The sequence below is a fragment of the Pseudomonas sp. Leaf15 genome (genome assembly GCF_001421425.1).
GTDB classification, from domain to species: Bacteria; Pseudomonadota; Gammaproteobacteria; order Pseudomonadales; family Pseudomonadaceae; genus Aquipseudomonas; species Aquipseudomonas salomonii.
The window spans coordinates 1-18,504 of sequence record NZ_LMKI01000011.1 but is presented as its reverse complement, the minus strand read 5'-3'; the positions used below and the strand labels follow the sequence as shown (position 1 = coordinate 18,504).

18 protein-coding genes and 2 pseudogenes are annotated in these 18,504 nt (G+C 59.1%); 11 read left to right on the top strand and 9 right to left on the bottom strand.

Going from position 1 to position 18,504, the window contains the following annotated elements; translation table 11 throughout:
* Positions 1-26 precede the first annotated feature (26 nt).
* Positions 27-845, top strand: a complete 819-nt coding sequence (locus ASE80_RS10020) for a shikimate 5-dehydrogenase (RefSeq protein ID WP_056858761.1) — start codon at positions 27-29, stop codon at positions 843-845.
* A gap of 120 nt (positions 846-965) precedes the next feature.
* Here the strand turns inward: ASE80_RS10020 and ASE80_RS10015 are convergent, their stop codons facing one another.
* Positions 966-1,616 (bottom strand): YceH family protein, encoded by a 651-nt coding sequence (locus ASE80_RS10015; RefSeq protein ID WP_056858760.1) that lies wholly within the window; start codon positions 1,614-1,616, stop codon positions 966-968.
* Positions 1,617-1,732: 116 nt separating this feature from the next.
* Here ASE80_RS10015 and ASE80_RS10010 point away from each other — a divergent pair, with 116 nt between their 5' ends.
* Complete coding sequence (locus tag ASE80_RS10010) at positions 1,733-2,242, top strand: DUF1993 domain-containing protein (RefSeq protein WP_053255427.1); 510 nt, start codon at positions 1,733-1,735, stop codon at positions 2,240-2,242.
* A 68-nt stretch (positions 2,243-2,310) separates the two neighbouring features.
* Here ASE80_RS10010 and sstT read toward each other — a convergent pair whose 3' ends face one another.
* Positions 2,311-3,531 (bottom strand): serine/threonine transporter SstT, encoded by a 1,221-nt coding sequence (gene sstT, locus ASE80_RS10005; protein WP_056858759.1) that lies wholly within the window; start codon positions 3,529-3,531, stop codon positions 2,311-2,313.
* Positions 3,532-3,771: 240 nt separating this feature from the next.
* Here sstT and ASE80_RS10000 point away from each other — a divergent pair, with 240 nt between their 5' ends.
* Positions 3,772-4,926, top strand: coding sequence for an MFS transporter (locus ASE80_RS10000; protein ID WP_056858758.1), 1,155 nt, complete (start codon positions 3,772-3,774; stop codon positions 4,924-4,926).
* Between the two features lie 121 nt (positions 4,927-5,047).
* Here ASE80_RS10000 and nhaR read toward each other — a convergent pair whose 3' ends face one another.
* Positions 5,048-5,950: a transcriptional activator NhaR gene (gene nhaR / locus ASE80_RS09995; RefSeq protein ID WP_056858757.1), complete on the bottom strand. Its 903-nt coding sequence runs from the start codon at positions 5,948-5,950 to the stop codon at positions 5,048-5,050.
* A gap of 134 nt (positions 5,951-6,084) precedes the next feature.
* Between nhaR and ASE80_RS09990 the strand changes: the two genes are divergently transcribed.
* The 4 genes from ASE80_RS09990 (at position 6,085) to mnmH (ending at position 9,345) form a co-directional block, all read left to right on the top strand.
* Complete coding sequence (locus ASE80_RS09990; protein WP_056858756.1) at positions 6,085-6,336, top strand: hypothetical protein; 252 nt, start codon at positions 6,085-6,087, stop codon at positions 6,334-6,336.
* Positions 6,337-6,364: 28 nt separating this feature from the next.
* Complete coding sequence (locus ASE80_RS09985; protein ID WP_056858755.1) at positions 6,365-7,114, top strand: TerC family protein; 750 nt, start codon at positions 6,365-6,367, stop codon at positions 7,112-7,114.
* Between the two features lie 93 nt (positions 7,115-7,207).
* Complete coding sequence (gene selD / locus ASE80_RS09980; RefSeq protein WP_056858754.1) at positions 7,208-8,242, top strand: selenide, water dikinase SelD; 1,035 nt, start codon at positions 7,208-7,210, stop codon at positions 8,240-8,242.
* On the top strand, positions 8,242-9,345 hold the full coding sequence (mnmH, locus tag ASE80_RS09975) for a tRNA 2-selenouridine(34) synthase MnmH (RefSeq protein WP_056858753.1): 1,104 nt from the start codon (positions 8,242-8,244) through the stop codon (positions 9,343-9,345). The genes selD and mnmH overlap by 1 nt, the downstream gene beginning before the upstream one ends.
* Before the next feature lie 118 nt (positions 9,346-9,463).
* On the opposite strand, the gene ASE80_RS09970 is transcribed toward mnmH, so the two are convergent.
* Positions 9,464-10,519 (bottom strand): permease, encoded by a 1,056-nt coding sequence (locus tag ASE80_RS09970; protein ID WP_056858752.1) that lies wholly within the window; start codon positions 10,517-10,519, stop codon positions 9,464-9,466.
* Positions 10,520-10,696: 177 nt separating this feature from the next.
* On the bottom strand, positions 10,697-11,398 hold the full coding sequence (locus ASE80_RS09965) for a hypothetical protein (RefSeq protein WP_056858751.1): 702 nt from the start codon (positions 11,396-11,398) through the stop codon (positions 10,697-10,699).
* Between the two features lie 252 nt (positions 11,399-11,650).
* Between ASE80_RS09965 and ASE80_RS09960 the strand changes: the two genes are divergently transcribed.
* The 3 genes from ASE80_RS09960 to hemB all read left to right on the top strand — a co-directional run bounded on the left by ASE80_RS09960 (position 11,651) and on the right by hemB (position 14,284).
* Positions 11,651-12,349, top strand: coding sequence for a glutathione S-transferase N-terminal domain-containing protein (locus ASE80_RS09960; RefSeq protein WP_056858750.1), 699 nt, complete (start codon positions 11,651-11,653; stop codon positions 12,347-12,349).
* A gap of 3 nt (positions 12,350-12,352) precedes the next feature.
* Positions 12,353-13,195, top strand: a complete 843-nt coding sequence (locus ASE80_RS09955) for a PhzF family phenazine biosynthesis protein (protein ID WP_056858749.1) — start codon at positions 12,353-12,355, stop codon at positions 13,193-13,195.
* Between the two features lie 114 nt (positions 13,196-13,309).
* Complete coding sequence (gene hemB, locus ASE80_RS09950; RefSeq protein WP_056858748.1) at positions 13,310-14,284, top strand: porphobilinogen synthase; 975 nt, start codon at positions 13,310-13,312, stop codon at positions 14,282-14,284.
* A 53-nt stretch (positions 14,285-14,337) separates the two neighbouring features.
* Here the strand turns inward: hemB and ASE80_RS09945 are convergent, their stop codons facing one another.
* On the bottom strand, positions 14,338-14,724 hold the full coding sequence (locus ASE80_RS09945) for a hypothetical protein (RefSeq protein WP_056858747.1): 387 nt from the start codon (positions 14,722-14,724) through the stop codon (positions 14,338-14,340).
* A 41-nt stretch (positions 14,725-14,765) separates the two neighbouring features.
* Between ASE80_RS09945 and ASE80_RS31390 the strand changes: the two are divergent.
* Positions 14,766-14,945, top strand: a pseudogene (locus ASE80_RS31390) (porphobilinogen synthase); the annotation flags it as partial.
* A 78-nt stretch (positions 14,946-15,023) separates the two neighbouring features.
* Here ASE80_RS31390 and ASE80_RS09940 read toward each other — a convergent pair.
* The 3 genes and pseudogenes from ASE80_RS09940 to ASE80_RS31385 all read right to left on the bottom strand — a co-directional run.
* The gene (locus ASE80_RS09940) at positions 15,024-15,455 is read right to left on the bottom strand and encodes a hypothetical protein (RefSeq protein WP_056858746.1); all 432 of its coding nucleotides are present in this window, start codon (positions 15,453-15,455) and stop codon (positions 15,024-15,026) included.
* Positions 15,452-18,243 (bottom strand): annotated as a pseudogene (locus ASE80_RS09935) (RHS repeat-associated core domain-containing protein); the annotation flags it as partial. The pseudogene ASE80_RS09935 and the gene ASE80_RS09940, both read right to left, overlap by 4 nt.
* A 1-nt stretch (position 18,244) precedes the next feature.
* Positions 18,245-18,504, bottom strand: a 260-nt coding sequence (locus ASE80_RS31385) for an RHS repeat domain-containing protein (protein ID WP_236708821.1), incomplete at both ends; no start/stop codon positions are given.

The window sequence follows — 18,504 nt, the reverse complement described above, 5'->3', positions numbered from 1 at the left end:
GATTTGCTTACTCAAAGGAGTTTTCCATGCAGATGCACCCCAACAAGGACACCCAACTGTGCATGTCATTGTCGGCGCGTCCCGGGAATTTTGGCTTGCGATTTCACAACCATCTGTACGAACAACTGGGGCTGAATTTCTACTATAAAGCTTTCAGCAGCCAGGATTTGCCCGGTGCGATCGGCGGTATTCGGGCGCTGGGCATCCGTGGTTGCGGGGTGTCCATGCCGTTCAAGGAAGCTGCAATCGCCCTGGTTGATGAGCTGGACGCTTCGGTCAAGGCCATTACTTCGCTCAACACCATCGTTAACACCGACGGCCATCTCAAGGCTTACAACACCGACTACATTGCGGTGGAACAACTGCTGAAAAAACATGCGGTGCCCAAAGACTCGACCTTTGCCCTGCGTGGCAGCGGCGGTATGGGCAAGGCGGTGGCCAGTGTCCTGCGTGACGGCGGTTATGCCAACGGCGTGATTGTGGCGCGCAATGAAGCGGCGGGCCGGGCGTTGGCGCAAAGCCTGGGGTACGAGTGGCGAGCAGAACTGGGCGAGTTGCGCCCGCAGATGCTGGTCAACGTGACGCCAATCGGCATGACCGGTGGGGCAGAGGCGGACCAGTTGGCCTTTGACGCCGACGCTGTGGACGCTGCTGAGACTGTGTTCGATGTGGTGGCGATCCCCGCGGAAACGCCGTTGATCCTGCGCGGGCGTGCCCAGGGCAAACGGGTGATTACCGGGTTGGAAGTGATCGCGATCCAGGCGTTGGAGCAGTTTGTGCTGTACACCGGTGTGCGGCCGACGGACGAACAGTTCCAGGCGGCAGTGGCCTTCGCTCGAAATTAAAGCACTGCGCAGATCCAAATGTGGGAGCGGGCTTGCCCGCGATGAGGGCGTGTCAGTTGCCTTATACATCACTGACCCACCGCTATCGCAGGCAAGCCAGCTCCCACATTTTGGATCGGGTTAAGCCTGTTCCAACTGGGCCAGGCGCTCTTCCAACGCTGCAATCCTGGCTTCAAGCTCCTCAATACGCTCCACCGAAACCCCGCCGGCCGAACGCTCCACCGGGCTCCCGCGTGCCGCGATGATCGCCTCAATATCCGCCGGATCCCCCAAGGCATGGGTATAGCGGTCTTCCCGTTGCCCCGCCTGGCGCGGCACCAGCACCGCCAGCCTGCGTGCAATCAGGCGTTCGAGCTGGTGCACGACCTGTTCGGCGTCTTCAAAATCATGCATGCGCCCGCTACGGGTCAGCAGTTCGTTGACGGTCTGCGGCCCGCGCAAAAACAGCAGCCCAATCAGGATCACCTGGGCCGGCACCAGCTCCAGCGCCTTGTCCACCCGGTGTTCCCAGCGGTCGGCGCGGCTGCCCATCACCAGGCGGGTAAAGCCTTGGCCTTCGAGCACCCGCAGGCTCTGGCCGACCTGGCCCTGGCTCAAGTTGGTCACAGGTTCGCGGCTGGTCTTCTGGTTGCAGGCCAGCACCAGCGCATTGAGCGTGAGCGGGTAGGTTTCCGGGTTGGTCGCCTGTTTTTCTATCAGGCAGCCCAGGATGCGGATTTCCGTGCTGTTCAGGCGTGGCTCAGCAGTGTCGGTGTCGTGCTCGGCAGTCATCGCGCTTTCCCTATGCAGTGAAGCTCACTAGCCTAATCCTGAAAAAATAAAAGACAAGCCGCAGGCATGGCTATAATCGCCGCTGGTTCAAACCCTGCCATTACCGTGAGACTGTCATGACTATTTCCCTGTACGCCGCTTCCATCCCGGTCTTCAAGCAAATGCTCAACGCCCTGAGCGATGTACTGAACAAAGCCGAAGCCCACGCCACCGCCAAGAACATCGAACCCAACGCCTTGCTGCAAGCGCGTCTGTTCCCGGACATGTTCCAGCTGGTGCGCCAGGTGCAGATCGCCGTCGACTTCGCCAAGGGTGTTTCGGCGCGCCTGGCCGAAATCGAAGTGCCGAAGTACGAAGACAGCGAAGTGACCTTCGCCGACCTGCAAGCGCTGATCGCCAAGGTGCTGGCATTTGTCGACACCATCAAGCCTGAGCAAATCGACGGCAAGGAAGGTATCGAAATCATCACCCGCCCAGGCACGCCGAAAGAGAAGCGCTTCAGCGGCCAGTCCTACCTGTTGACCTACGGCCTGCCGCAGTTCTTCTTCCACGTCACCACTGCTTACGCTTTGCTGCGCCATAACGGTGTGGAAGTGGGCAAGCGCGATTACATGGGCGCTTTCTAAGCATCCAGACACAAAAAAGCCCGGGGTCGTTCTTGTCGAACGCCCCCGGGCTTTTTTACGCCTTATGGTTAAGCCGTTTGCTCTTCCTTGCCCAGGCAAGCGGCTGCCGTGAACAGCACATCGGTGGACGAGTTGAGCGCGGTTTCCGCCGAATCCTGCAGCACACCGATGATGAAGCCCACGGCCACCACCTGCATGGCGATCTCGCTGGGAATGCCGAACAGGCTGCACGCCAAGGGAATCAGCAGCAACGAGCCACCGGCCACACCCGAGGCGCCGCAGGCACACACTGCTGCGACTACGCTGAGCAGCACCGCGGTTGGCATGTCCACGGCAATGCCGAGCGTGTGCACGGCGGCCAGGGTCAACACGGTGATGGTAATCGCCGCGCCGGCCATATTGATGGTGGCGCCCAGCGGGATCGAGACCGAATAGGTGTCTTCATGCAGGCCCAGGCGTTTGCTCAGCGCCAGGTTCACCGGGATATTCGCCGCCGAACTGCGCGTGAAAAACGCGGTGATGCCGCTTTCGCGCAAGCACATCAGCACCAGCGGATAAGGGTTGCGGCGCAGTTTCCAGAACACGATGGCTGGGTTGATCACCAGCGCGACGAACAGCATGCAGCCGATCAGCACCACCAGCAGGTGGGCATAACCGAGCAGGGCGCCGAAGCCTGAGGTGGCCAGGGTCGAGGCCACCAGGCCGAAGATACCCAGCGGCGCAAAGCGGATGACCACGCGCACGATCAGGGTGACGCCGTTGGACAGGTCATCGAGCACCGTGCGGGTCGTTTCACCGGCATGGCGAATCGCGATGCCCATGCCGATGGCCCAGGCCAGGATGCCGATGAAGTTGGCATTCATCAGCGCACTCACCGGGTTATCCACCACGCTCAGCAGCAGGCTTTGCAGCACTTCGCCGATGCCACCGGGGGCGCTGACGGCGACGTCATGGGTGGCCAGCACCAAAGACGACGGGAACAGCATGCTGGCAACCACCGCGACGACGGCAGCGGCAAAGGTGCCGAGCAGGTACAGGAACAGGATCGGCTTGATATGGGTTTCCTGGCCATGTTTATGGTTGGCGATAGACGCCATGACCAATACGAACACCAGAATCGGCGCCACGGCTTTCAGCGCGGTGACAAATACCTTGCCGATAAACCCGGTGGCGCGCGCCGCCTCGGGCAAGAACAGGGCGAGCAGGATACCGGCCACCAGGCCGATGACAATTTGGGTGACCAGGCTGACGCGCATCAGTCGTTGCAGCAGGGAAGGGGCAGCAGTCATAAACAGTTGTCTCTAGTTTTTTTAGTAGGACGCAGCATTGCAGGCAGATAGCGCCGTAGGAAGCAGGCCCAAAGTCTAACATGCTGTAGGAAGCGTCCCATTCGGTGCGGCATTCCGTCACCCGCACCTATAGAGTTTGGCCAGGCCAAGACCCATTCTGTTAAGATTGCCGCCTCTCATCTTCCTCTCTGTCAGCGAGCCCTTCGGGCTGTCGTTGATGTCGTTGTTTCTGGAGTTTTCATGTTGTTCCCTATCCTGCTGCTGTCGGCCGCCGGTTTTACCGTGCTGACCACAGAATTCATCATTGTCGGGTTGCTGCCGTCGATCGCCCGCGACCTGGACGTCAGCGTGTCCCAGGCCGGGCTACTGGTGACATTGTTCGCGTTTACCGTGGCGTCGTTCGGACCGTTCCTGACCGCATACTTCGCTCGGTTCCAGCGCAAGCGCCTGTTTATCTGCATCCTGATCATGTTTGCGCTGGCCAATACCGTGGCGGCATTGGCGCCGAATATCTGGGTCATGGCCTTGGCGCGCTTGATTCCGGCGTTGGGCTTACCGGTGTTTTGGGCCTTGGCGAGTGAAACGGCGGTGGATATCGTCGGGCCGGAATTTGCCGGCCGGGCCATTGAAAAAATCGGTTTCGGGATTGTCTGCGCCACGGTGTTCGGCATTCCGGTAGGCACATTGATTTCCGATATGTTCGGCTGGCGCACCGCGTTTGCCATTCTCGCGGTGGTGGCGTTGGCCAAGGCCTTGCTGCTGTTCATCTACCTGCCGGTGACCACACCCAAGAACGACCAGGTGAGCCTGCGCTCGCAGTTCAAGATCCTGCGCAGCCCATTGATGCAGGGCCATATCCTGCTGTCGATCCTGGTGTTCAGCGGGATGTTTACCGCATACACCTACCTGGCGGACATCCTCGAACGCCTGGCCGGCTTCGACGGCACGCTGGTGGGCTGGTGCCTGATGGGCTTTGGTGCGGTGGGCCTGATCGGCAACGCCCTCGGCGGGCGTGCGGTGGACCGTCACCCGCTGATTGCGTCCATGGTGTTCTGCGGGTTCATGATCGCCGGCATGGTCGCGGTGGTCCCGGCGATTCACTCCAGCATTGGCCTGGCAGCGGCGATGGCGGTGTGGGGCGTGACCCAGGCGGCGATGTTTCTGGTCAGCCATGTGCGCCTGATGAAAGCCGCGCCCCACGCCCCGGCGTTTGCCGCGTCATTGAACATCGCCGGGGCCAATCTGGGGATTGGCCTTGGGGCGATGGTGGGTGGGCATGTGATCGACACCCTGGGGCTTGCCAGCCTGGGCTTTGCGGCGTCCGGGTTTATCCTGGTGTCGATCTTGCTGGCGCTGTGGTTGATGACCGTGAAACCTATGCCTGCCCGCGCTTGATAGTTCCCACGCTCTGCGTGGGCATGCATCCTGTGACGCTCCGCGTCACCGCGTTAAAGCAGGACGCGGAGCGTCCGAGGCGGCATTCCCACGCGGAGCGTGGGAACGATCAACCTTGCCGTCAGGGCAGGGCGGTAAACAGCTCGCGCCGCGCCCCTTCGGTAATCGCCACGATGCCGGGGTGTTTGATCTTGCGTTCCACCGAGATCGCGTAGAACGACTCGGTGACCGCATCGGTCTGACCGATCAGCGCCACGCCATATTGGCGCACCACCTCATCGGCGATCACGCTGGGGGCGATAAATATCCCGCTGCCCGACTGGCCAAATGCCTGCATCAACGCGCTGTCGTCGAACTCACCGATGATCCTCGGCTGGATCTGCTGCTCGGCAAACCAGCGCTGCAAGCGGCTGCGCACCACCGTCTCCGCACCCGGAATCAATAACGGCGCGCCCTGCAGGCGGTGCGGGAAGTCGCCGCCGTATTGGTCAGCCAACGCCTGAGTGGCAAAAAAGCTAATGCCGCATTCCCCGAGTTTCTGGCTGTAGCCTTTGATGTCCAAATGCGTGGGCATCGGGCTGTCGGAGATCACCAGGTCCAGGCGCTGGATCGCCAGGTCGGCCAATAACCGTTCGAGTTTGTCTTCACGGCAGGTGATGCGCATCGGCTCGCTCAGCTCCATGGTCGGCGCGATCAGCCGGTAAACGATGGATTTGGGCACCACATCCGCCACCCCGACCCGAAACAGGATCTGCTGTTCGTCGGGTGCTGCGCGCAACATGGCTTCCAGTTCGTTACCGGTCTGGAACATCTGCTCGGCGTAGGGCAGGGCCCGTCGCCCGGCTTCGGTGAGTTCCAATTGGCGACCGACGCGTTGAAACAGCGCGATACCAAAGGTCTGCTCCAGCAGGCTGATCTGGCCGCTGATTGTCTGGGGCGTGAGGTTCAGTTGCTCACAGGCGCGCACAATACTGCCGGTCTTGGCCACCACCCAGAAGTAATGCAACTGACGATAATTGAGCATGGCGGTCTACACTTCGTAAAAAACGAAGTATACGTGAGAAAAATACGAATTTTACTGAACTGTTCAGCTGCATAGAATGCCTCGCTATCGAGGGGCCACTATTTGGACCCAATGGTTCTAACGAGGAATACATGATGAAACTCAATTCCCTGGGCGCGGCGTCCGTCCTTGCGCTTTCATTGGTGATGATCAGCGGCTGTGATCAAGTTGAAAAGAGCGCGCAGCAGGTGCTGGGCAAAGCCACCGAATCGGCCAAGCAAGCCATCGATGACACCCACAAGGCCGCCGAGCAGGCATTGAGTGAAGCGACCCAAGGCTTGATCCAGCCTGAAAAAAAGGCTGAGCAGGCCGAAAAAGAATCTGAAACCCAGCGTAAAGAAGCTTAATTTCCCAGCACAACGTCAGGACTGACCTATGGACTACCTTTTACAACTGGCCGCCAGCCCGACCGCCTGGGTCGCACTGGCCACCTTGATCGTCATGGAAATCGTGCTGGGCATCGACAACCTGATCTTCATCTCGATCCTCACCAACAAGCTGCCCGAAAAACACCGGGCCAAAGCACGGCGTATCGGCATCAGCATGGCGTTGATCCTGCGTCTGGGCCTGTTGAGCACCATCGCGTTTATTGTGCAGCTGACCGCGCCGGTGTTCGAGATCTTCGGTCAGGCGTTCTCCTGGAAAGACATGATCCTGATCGCCGGTGGCTTGTTCCTGGTGTGGAAGGCCACCACCGAGATCCACCACAGCATGGATCCGGAGCCCGAGGAAAAGGCCAGCGTCAGCAACACCGTGGCCATCGGCTTTGCCGCCGCGATTGGGCAGATCCTGTTGCTCGACCTGGTGTTCTCCATCGACAGCATCATTACCGCCGTGGGCATGACCGAGCACTTGCCGATCATGATCATCGCCGTAGTGGTCTCGGTGATCGTGATGCTGGTGGCGGCTGAGCCGTTGGCCAAGTTCATCAACGACAACCCGACCGTGGTGATGCTGGCCCTGGGCTTCTTGATCATGATCGGCATGACGCTGATCGCCGAAGGCTTCGGCGCCCATGTGCCAAAAGGCTACGTGTATGCGGCCATGGCGTTCTCGGCGGCGATCGAATGCCTGAACATTGCCCGACGTAACCGCCACAAGCGTTTGCTCGCTGCCCGCCAGTAAGCGCTGAACCCAAAAGCCGGCTGCGCTCACAAGAGCCCAGCCGGCTTTTTGCTGTCTGTTAGAATCGGCCTACTTGTTACCTTGAGGTCCACCATGAACGAGCCGATTCGCCTCACCCAATACAGCCACGGCGCGGGTTGCGGCTGCAAGATTTCGCCCCAGGTGCTGGAAGTGATCCTTGCCGGCAGCGGCGCACAGAACCTCGACCCCAACCTGTGGGTGGGCAACGCTTCGCGCGACGATGCGGCGGTGTACGCCATCGATGACGAGCGCGGCGTGGTCTCCACCACCGACTTTTTCATGCCGATTGTCGATGATCCCTTCGACTTCGGGCGTATTGCCGCCACCAACGCCATCAGTGACATTTACGCCATGGGCGGCGACCCGCTGATGGCCATTGCGATTCTGGGCTGGCCAGTGAATGTGCTGGCGCCGGAAGTCGCCCGCGAAGTGATCCGTGGCGGCCGCTCGGTGTGCGACGCCGCCGGCATTCCACTGGCGGGCGGGCACTCCATCGACGCGCCGGAGCCGATCTTTGGCCTGGCCGTGACCGGCATCGTGCAAAAGCGCCATATGAAGCGCAACGACACCGCCACCGCCGGTTGCAAGTTGTACCTGACCAAGCCGCTGGGCATCGGCATCCTTACCACCGCCGAAAAGAAGGGCAAATTGCGCGAAGCGGATATCGGCCTGGCCCGTGACTGGATGTGCACGCTCAACAAGCCTGGCAGCCGTTTTGGCAAGTTGGCCGGCGTAACAGCCATGACCGATGTCACCGGTTTCGGTCTGTTGGGGCATTTGGTGGAAATGGCTGACGGCAGTGGTCTCACGGCCCGCATCGAATACGCCAAAGTCCCACTCCTGCCTGGGATCGAGGACTACCTGGACCAGGGCTGCATGCCCGGTGGCACCCTGCGCAATTTCGACAGCTACGCGAGCAAGCTTGGGCGTCTGCAGGAACTGCACAAGCGCGTGCTGTGCGACCCCCAGACCAGCGGCGGCCTGCTGATTGCCGTCACCCCGGAGGGCGACGCCGAGTTTCACGCCGTGGCCGCCGAACTGGGCCTGAACCTTGAGCCGATCGGCGCACTGGTTGAGCGACAGACCCACGCGGTAGAGGTGTTTTGATGGCAACTGACATCACCGACTACCGCGATATCTTCCTCAACGACCGGCCGATGATGGATACACGCGCGCCGATCGAGTTCACCAAGGGCGCGTTCCCTGGCGTGGTCAACCTGCCGCTGATGACCGACGACGAACGCCAGCGGGTCGGCACCTGCTACAAACAGCAAGGCCAGCAAGCGGCCATCGTGCTGGGGCATGAGTTGGTGTCCGGGGCCATCAAGGCCGAGCGCATCGAGCATTGGGCGCAGTTCGCCCAGGCCAACCCCGACGGCTACCTGTACTGCTTTCGCGGCGGGCTGCGGTCGCAGATCGTGCAGCAATGGTTAAAGACCGAAGCGGGCATCGACTATCCGCGTGTCGGCGGTGGTTATAAGGCCATGCGTACCTTTCTGCTGGAAACCCTGGAGCAGGCGACGGCCGAGTGTGATTTTGTCTTGCTCGGCGGCATGACCGGCACCGGCAAGACCGAGGTACTGGGCCAGTTGCGCAATGCCCTGGACCTTGAAGGGCACGCCAACCATCGCGGTTCCAGTTTCGGCAAGCGCGCCACGGCGCAACCGTCCAACATCGACTTTGAAAACCGCCTGGCGGTCGACCTGCTGAAGAAGCGCGCGGGTGGTATCGAACAGTTTGTGGTCGAAGACGAGAGCCGCATGATCGGCAGCTGTGCTTTGCCGTTGCCCTTGCATAAGGGCATGCAGACCTTCCCGATGGTCTGGCTGGAGGACAGTGTTGAAGGCCGCGTCGAACGGATTTTGCGCGATTACGTGGTTGATCTTTGCGCCGAATTTATCGCGGTGTTTGGCGAAAGCGGCCAGGCCCTGTTCGCCGAGCGCCTGACCCAGAGCCTGGCCAACATCCACAAGCGTCTGGGTGGCGAACGCTTCCAGCGCTTGCAGGCCATTTTGCAGGAAGCCCTGGCAGAGCAGGCGCGCAGCGGTGTGGTGGATTTGCATCGGGTGTGGATCGAAGGCTTGTTGCGCGAGTATTACGACCCGATGTATGCGTTCCAGCGTGAAAGCAAAGGCGCGCGGATCGAGTTTGCCGGGGAGCAGGGCGCGGTGGTGGAGTACTTGCGTGAGCGGGTTGCCAGGCGGGGGTGATGGGCTGGAGGTGAGGGCCTCTTCGCAGGCAAGCCAGCTCCCACATTTGACTGCATTCACAGATCAACAGGTGGGAGCTGGCGTGCCTGCGATTAGGCCCTAAGCCCCACAGCAAAGCCTAAAGAATCACCGCCCCGATCAACCCACACACCACTCCCACCAACATGGTCAGCCCGGCCACCGTCACCAGCACCCGCGCGTCGAAGTCCTTGCGCAGCATCAACAGCGACGGCAGGCTCACGCTGGGCAAGGTCATCAGCAACGCCACGGCCGGGCCGGTGCCCATGCCTAATGTCATCATGGTTTGTACGATAGGAATCTCGGCTGCCGTAGGAATGACGAACAGCGTGCCGACGATGGCCAGCGGTATCAGCCACACCAGGCTATTGGCCATGGCCCCGTCGACATGGGGAAACAGCCACACCCGTGCGGCGCCCAGAATCAGCACGGCGACGATATAGATTGGGATCGTGCTCCAGAACAGTTGCCACAGGGTCCGCAACCACCGACTCAAAAATGGCTGCGACTCGGTCTGGCTCACGTCAGCCACGGCGTCCAATGCCGCTTCCGGGACTTGGTCGGGACGGGCAATGCGTTGTGCAACCAGCGACACGCCCACCACCAGCACAACCCCCGCCACCAGCCGCAGCGCAGTAAAGCCCCAGCCGAGTACAAAGCCCATGAACACTAACGTTGCCGGGTTCAGCACCGGGTTGGCGATCCAGAAGGCCAGCGCCGCGCCCACCGACACCTGCTGACGGCGCATGCCCGCTGCCACCGGGGCCGCGCAGCAACTGCACATCATCCCCGGCAAGGCGAACAGCCCGCCACGCACGGTCGAACCCAGCCCGGCGCGGCCGAACAGGCGCAGCAACCAGTCACGGGGGATCAGCACTTGCAGCAGCGAACCCAGAATCACCGCCAGCACGGCAGCTTTCCAGATCGCCAGGAAATACACCTGCGCATAGGCCAGTGCCGCGGCCAGGGGTGAGCTTTGCTGATCGTTGAGAATCGAGGCGCCGATGCTGTGGTTATCCGCAGCGACAAAGGCCTTGAGGTAGTAGGGCGACCACTTCACGTAATAGAGGCCGATGCAGGCCACCAACACGAACAGCGCTGGTTTCCACCAGAACGACCAGCCCCGGTTGGGCTGAGTGGAGATGAGGTTGGGCATGGTGCAAGTCCGCAGATGATTCAATAGCAAAGCATCATACGCGCCTACCACCGATCGTTCCCACGCTCCTGCGTGGGAATGCAGGCCGAGACGCTCTGCGTCGTGACGCTGGCCCCAACACCTTGAGCGTCACGGAGTGAATTCCTGCGCGGGAGCGTAGGCTTTACCTGCAGGGTTTCAGATATCCGCGCTCACTTGGGTTGCATCCGGGCATGTCTGCTGGCCGTTATCCAGGCCTTGCTTGTAGTTGCGGCTCAGCAACGAGGCCTTGCCGTTGTGCCAGGTCAGCGTCAGTACATAGAGCGTGTCGTAATCACCGCCCGACCAATCGTCGGTGATGGTGTGTTTTTCACCCGAGGCTTCACTGGCCACCCGGTTGATCAGCTCCGGCAGGTAGCCGTGGGACCAGGCGGTGTAGATGATTGAGTTGTGGTACTTGTCTTCCACCAGTTCATCGGCGAGGTCGCGGGTGTCATTGGCGGAGTACTTGATGTTCACCGGCAGGCCAAGCTTGATGGCGCTGGGGCTGATGGTCATCAGGGGTCGAATGTAGCTGTAGGAATTGTCCTGCTCGCCTTCCTCGACATTGCGCGTCGGGTCGGGCGCAAACACGTAATTGGCCTTGCCGAATTTTTCCGGCAGCACGGTGGCCAGGTTCATTGCGCGATTCAGGCCCTGGCAGTTGAGCTGGCCGAGGCCGCCGACGGGTTTTTCGCCGTGGCGCAGGAACACCAGGGTTTGCACACCGTCCACCGGCGCGGCGCGGCTGATTCGCGACTCCAGCGTCAGGCCGATGGCGCCGCCCACCAGCGACAGCGGCAACATGATGTAGGCATAACGTTTAAGACGTTGCGCAAGGCACAGAGGCTTGATTGTCATTGTAGGTTCGAGTCTTCAGTGCAGCGATTAAGGCGGGCAAGCCTGGCCCCAGCGACGCATCCGGCGTGCTGCGGTTTAACCTGTGATTGTTACGGGGTGTCTTCCTTTCACCGTCATGGCGCAGTTAAGAGTGTGAATCGGCTCTTTGGTTCGCCTGCGCGCACCATAGCGCGGCTATGTTTCGCAATGATGACCCATGCAGGACGGCGTGCAGGTGGCTATCATGGGGACTTTGAGCCTGGGGACTTCCCGATGAACGCACTCGCCGCTTTCCCGATCAACAGCAAATGGCCCGCCCAGCACCCGGAGCGCTTGCAGCTGTATTCGCTGCCCACGCCCAATGGGGTCAAGGTGTCGATCATGCTGGAGGAACTGGGGCTGCCTTATGAGGCACACAAGGTCAGTTTCGAGACCCAGGACCAGTTGTCGCCGGAGTTCATGTCCCTGAACCCCAACAACAAAATCCCGGCGATCATCGACCCCAATGGCCCGAGCGGCCAGCCGCTGGCGTTGTTCGAGTCCGGCGCGATCCTGATTTACCTGGCGGAAAAAACCAGCCAGTTGCTCTCCGAAGACCCGGCCACCCGTTACGAAACCCTGCAGTGGCTGCTGTTTCAGATGGCCGGTGTCGGCCCAATGTTCGGCCAGGTCGGGTTTTTCAACAAGTTCGCCGGCAAAGCATACGAAGACAAACGTCCGCGTGACCGTTACGCCGCCGAATCTCGGCGTTTGCTCGGCGTGCTGGAAAAACACTTGCTGGGCCGCACCTGGATCATGGGGGATGAATACAGCATCGCCGACATTGCCACCTTCCCGTGGATCCGTAACTTGATCGGGTTTTACGAGTCCGGCGACCTGGTCGGCATTGCTGATTTCCCTAATGTACTGCGTGCACTGGACGGTTTTGTCGCCCGCCCGGCGGTGATGCGTGGCCTGAGTATTCCGAGCTAAGACATGCCGACTTTCGATTTCAAGCAACTGGATGTGTTCAGCCGGGTTTCGCTCAAGGGCAATCCCCTGGCGGTCGTGCTCGGCGCCGATAGCCTCACGGACCAGCAAATGGCCGACTTCGCCAACTGGACCAACCTCAGCGAGACCACGTTTTTGCTGACGCCGCGTGACCCAAGGGCGGACTATCGGGTAAGAATTTTTACCACGCTTAAAGAGCTGCCGTTCGCCGGGCACCCGACCCTGGGCAGTTGCCATGCGTGGCTGCAGGCAGGCGGCGTGCCCAAGGGTGAGGAGATTATCCAGGAGTGCGAAATCGGCTTGGTGCGTGTCCGTCGCCAAGGCGATGAACTGGCGTTTATTGCACCACCGTTGTTGCGCACGGGGCCGGTGGACGCGCCCCTGCTGGAGCGCGTGCGCCTGGGGTTGGGCCTGGCACCTGAAGCCATTGTGCGCAGCCAGTGGGTGGATAACGGCGCAGACTGGCTGGCGGTGATGCTGGCCGACCGCGATCAAGTATTGGCCTTGCAGCCCGATTACGCGCAATTGCACGGCTTGGCCATTGGCGTCATCGCGCCCTGTGATCCGGCGCGTGACGAGGTGGACAGCCACTTTGAAGTGCGCGCTTTTATCGCCGGTGACGGCGCCCAGGAAGACCCGGCCACCGGCAGCTTGAATGCCGGTGTTGCCCAATGGTTGCTGGCCGAAGGCCTTGCCCCCGAGCGGTATGTGGTCAGCCAGGGCACCGCGATTGGCCGTGCCGGGCGGATTCGCGTAGAGCGCCAGGGCGATGAAATCTGGGTGGGCGGCGCAGTGGTGGCGTGTATCGAAGGGCGAGTCCAGCTCTAGATCAATATATTGTTACGACCCACGCAATACACTATTGGTCCCTGGGCGTTTGTGCTGCGGGGGCCATGGGGCATAAGCTTTTGCCCAAATATTCTGATGCTATCCAGGAAAGCCATGACCAGCCAGTTCCCCCAAGCCCGTCCTCGCCGTCTGCGCCGCTCCCCGGAGCTGCGTGGCCTGTTCCAGGAAACCGAATTCACCCTCAACGACCTGGTACTGCCGATTTTCGTCGAAGAAGAAATCGACGACTTTGTACCGATCACCAGCATGCCGGGTGTGGTGCGTATTCCTGAGAAAAAACTGGCCGGTGAAATCGAGCGTTATGCCCGTGCCGGGATCAAGTCGGTGATGACCTTCGGCGTGTCCCACCACCTGGACGCCAGCGGCAGCGACACCTGGAAAGAGCGCGGCCTGGTCTCGCGCATGTCCTCGATCATCAAGGACGCCGTGCCGGACATGATCGTGATGTCCGACACCTGCTTCTGCGAATACACCGACCACGGCCACTGCGGCGTGATGCACGGCGCCCACGTCGACAATGACGCGACCCTGGTCAACCTCGGCAAACAAGCCGTAGCTGCCGCCCGTGCCGGCGCCGACGTCATCGCACCGTCGGCTGCCATGGACGGCCAGGTCCAGGCCATCCGCCGCGCCTTGGATGACGCAGGTTTCACCCATATCCCGATCATGGCCTACTCCACCAAATTCGCCTCGGCCCTCTACGGCCCGTTCCGCGAAGCCGGCGGCAGCGCCCTCAAAGGCGACCGCAAAAGCTACCAGATGAACCCAATGAACCGCCGCGAAGCCGTGCGCGAATCCCTGCTCGACGAACAGGAAGGCGCCGATGCGCTGATGGTCAAACCGGCTGGCGCCTACCTCGACATCATCCGCGACATTCGCGAAGCCTCGCGCTTGCCGGTGGCGGCGTATCAGGTGAGTGGCGAATACGCGATGATCAAGTTTGGCGCCCAGGCAGGCGCAATTGATGAGGCGCGGGTGGTGCGCGAAACGTTGGGGTCGATCAAGCGCGCTGGCGCGGATTTGATTTTTACGTATTTTGCGATGGATTTGGCGTTGGCTGGGATTTGATTTTGGGCTGTGGGCCTGTGGCGAGTGAGATTGCTCGTCACAGGAGATTGAAGCTATGCATACAGTGATTCAGACCATTGTGTGCGGTACGCAATTTGCTCGTTAATGTCGTTTGTGAGTTCATTTTCTTCATAATCGAATATACGAACGAGCTTCGCGTCCGGATCACCTAGTTTTGTTTCGTAAGCAACCAATCCACTAGACATTTGTGAGCACATTGCCGAAGGATATACATTGATTTTAGCGCCTTTACAGAGGAATTTTATGTCGCTAAAGTCTTTTCTAATTAGGCCAAAACACATATAGATGTCAATGTCGGTGTAAGTTTTTTTTACGCCGTTCGCGAACGTTATCGAGAGCGTTGCTGTTTTTCCATCACACTCGATGGTCGTGTTTTCGCGAATCGAATTTCTGATTGTGGTGATCTCTAATTTTTTCACTTTCTAATCTCTATTGGGATTAATTAATGAATAGTCTTTATGACGTCGTGCCGGACATGATCGTGTTGCTCGACACCTACTTCTGCGAATACACCGACTACGGTCATTGCGGTGTGATGCACGGCGCTCATATAGACAACGACGCGGCTTAGGTCACCCTCGGCAAACACGTAGCCGCCGCCCTTGACGACGCTGGCTTCACCAAAATCCAGATCATAGCGTTGGCCGGGATCTGATTTTGGTTTGTGTGCCTGTGGCGGGTGAGTATCTCACCACAGCGTTGGTATTGACTGACTTCATCAGTCGTTACTGTCTTTTGGATCAGCGGTTTCAGTCCGATCTGCACCTATAGACGTTATCCATTTTTTGTAAAAATTATATTGCTCGTTTGGGTCGCTCGTGAGGTTATGTTCTTCAAAGTCAAATATGTTGACCAAGTCTTCTCGTGTAGCGCGTTTCCCAAGAGTCAATTCATAAGCAACCATTCCTCCACTCATCTGCGAGGCCATGCTAGAAGGCCTAACATTGATTTTCGCACCTTTACAAAGAAATTTTATATGGGGGAAGTCTGCTCTAACTTTTGCCAAGCATTGGTATATGTCTTCTGCTGTGTACACTTTCGTGAAATTATCTGCTTCAGAAAATTTCAACTTTATATGGGTGGAGTCATATTTGAAAGTGACGTATTTTTCTACGTTATTTATTATGGATTTAATTTTTTTTGTTTTCATTTTACTTTCCTGTTTGGGTTTGGAATCGAATATCCCACATAGCTGCCATCTCGTTTCATAGGCGTCGCACCCAAAATGTCTTCTGTATTTATCTTGCTTTGTATAGCTATTTCGGTTTCATTGTCAAAAGGTGCTAATTTTCCTAATTCTTTGTTAACGTCACGACCGGGAATCTTTTTTAGCGCGTAGAGAAAGCCTTTTCGAGTTTTGTATTGGGTCGCAAAATCAATTCCGATAAGTTTCGAAGGAGAAGTACTTATGAAGTTGCTCGGTGGGTTGTTGCTGTCGAGCGCGTGCAAGTATAAGTCATTGCTGTCGCCCTTGCTTTTAAATCCATATTGAAAAATACGCTCTGGAGTTTTGTCATCGCCACGGAATAAGTATTCGCTGTTGCTGGCCGGCTGTTCGGGCTCTCCTTTATTTACTTTCGCTTTGGCGATGTCTACCGCTTCAGATTTTGATTTACAGCCATCCTCACCAGGGCACGAGTTCAAACCTAACGGATCCACCCACCCCGTAGGGTTAGGCACATACCGGTAAGCATTAATCCCACCCGCCAGCTTCACCGGGTCCGGCGTCAGGTAGCGACCAATATCTGGATTGTAGTAGCGATGGCGGTTGTAGTGCAGCCCGCTTTCCGCGTCGAAATATTGGCCCTGGAAGCGCAGCGGGTTGTCGATTTTTCTGACGTCTAGGCGGGCGATTTCGCCGTAGGCGCGGTAGTGCGCGGACCAGACGATTTCGCCTTCGGGGTTGGTCAGTTCCTGCGGCGTGCCGAGGTGGTCGAGTTGGTAGTGAAAGGGCTTTGTTTCTTGTGGGCCAAAACCTTCCAGCAGTACCAATGGCCCAAAACTGTCTGGCTCGTAGATATAGCTGCGATGCCGATCCGCGTGGTGTTCTGCAACCAGCTTGTCGCCTTGCCAGAAAAACTCCGTGGTTTTCCCGTCCACCGTTTTGCTGATCCGCCGCCCAAACGGGTCATAGCGATAGCTGGCGATTTGCGCGTTGGGCTGTGTGATCCCTATCAACCGATGCTGGCAGTCGTAACGGTACTCGGTGACGAGTTGATGCCCCTTGCCACGTCGCTGGCGGATCAAATTGCCGAAGGCGTCATAGTCGTAATGATGATCGCCCTGAATCATCAACCGATTCCCGGCCACGATGTCCGGGCCGGGGCGGTCTTGCATGAGCAGGTTGCCGATGATCGCCCTGAATCATCAACCGATTCCCGGCCACGATGTCCGGGCCGGGGCGGTCTTGCATGAGCAGGTTGCCGGCCGGGTCGTGGCCGAAGCGTTCCTGTACGTCTTGCGAGTGGTCGGCGCGGGTCAGGCGGGCGAGGGGGTCGTAGTGGTAGTGGTGTTCGCCTTTGCGGGTGTCGAGCAGGCGGGTGAGGTTGCCGGCGGTGTCGTAGTCGTATTGGCGTTGGTAAAGCGTGTGTTGCTGTTGGCTGACGGCGTGGGCGTGCAGGCGGTTCTGGTCGTCRTAGTGGTAGTGGCTGAGGAGYTGGCCTTGTTGGCGTTGGTGTTCGCGGCCGGTTTTGAACAGGTGSGAGGTGAGGGTTTCGCCRTTCAGYTYGACGGTGGAAAGGTGGCCGCCTTTGTCGTGGTTAAAGGTGAGGCGGTTGTTGTCCGGCAGGCGCAGGTTTTTAAGTTGGAAAGGTGGCCGCCTTTGTCGTGGTTAAAGGTGAGGCGGTTGTTGTCCGGCAGGCGCAGGTTTTTAAGTTGGCCGCAGGCATCGTAGCCATAGCGCAAWGTGCCCCAGCCTTGGTGTTCGGCAGTGAGGCGGTTTTGTGGGTCGTATTCGTAGGCCAGCGCCCAGTGGCCATCGTCGACGCTGAGGAGATTGCCTTGGCGGTCGTAGGCATAGTCGACAATGTTGCCGTCTGGCAGGGTTTTTCTTACGAGGCGCCCGGCGTGGTCTCGCTTGTAACGGGTAACGAGCTGACTGCCGTCGTCGCCGTGTTCGGTTTTTTCCGCCAGGTTGCCGTTGAGGTCATACACATAGGCCGTGCGCTGGCCGTCAAAGCCGATTTCCTGCTGGATCAGGCCGTTGGGGTGGTAATCGAGCCGGTAGGTTTCGCCTGCCTCGTTTTCGATCGAGGTCAGCAGCAGGCGGGCATTGTCGTAGCGGTACTTGACCTGGCTGCCGTCGGCATTGATACGGCGGCTGATCAAGTGCAGGCCGTCGGCATATTCGTAACGGGTGACGTGGCCGAGTTCGTCGTGTTCGGCGGTGATTTTTCCGTAAGCGTTGTAGCTGTATTCGCGCGTCGCGCCGCCTGGAAGTACGACACGAATCAACCGACCCACGCTGTCCCACTGATACGTGACGTGGCCGAGTTCGTCGTGTTCGGCGGTGATTTTTCCGTAAGCGTTGTAGCTGTATTCGCGCGTCGCGCCGCCTGGAAGTACGACACGAATCAACCGACCCACGCTGTCCCACTGATACTGGGTCAGCGCTCCCTGTTCATCCTCGCGGRCAACCTGCCGACCAAGGTCGTCATAGCGATAACGCTTGATACCGCCATTGGGCAGCAGCTCCTCAARCARCTGCCCCCGCTCATTCCAGACCAGCCGATGGCAACTGTTATCGGGAAACCAAACCCCCGTCAGYTGCCCATATTTGTTGTAGCTGTAGTCCGTRAYATTGCCGTCRGGATCGGTCTTGCGAATGACGTCGCCCTGATCGTTACGCTCATACTTCCAAACAGCCTCACCACGGCGTACAACCCGCACGAAACCGTTGTCATGCTCGTAGGACGTCGGCTCATCGTCCCCCGGAAACANCCCTGATCGTTACGCTCATACTTCCAAACAGCCTCACCACGGCGTACAACCCGCACGAAACCGTTGTCATGCTCGTAGGACGTCGGCTCATCGTCCCCCGGAAACAGCGCCACCAAGCGCCCGGCGTCGTCGTACTGATACGCCGTCACCGCCCCAAGCGGATCCTGCTCGACCGTCAGCCGGCCCTTGTCGTCATAAGACTTGAAGTGTTCAGCGCCGTCCGGATCAATGCGCTGCACCAAGCGTGCGCGGTCATCGTG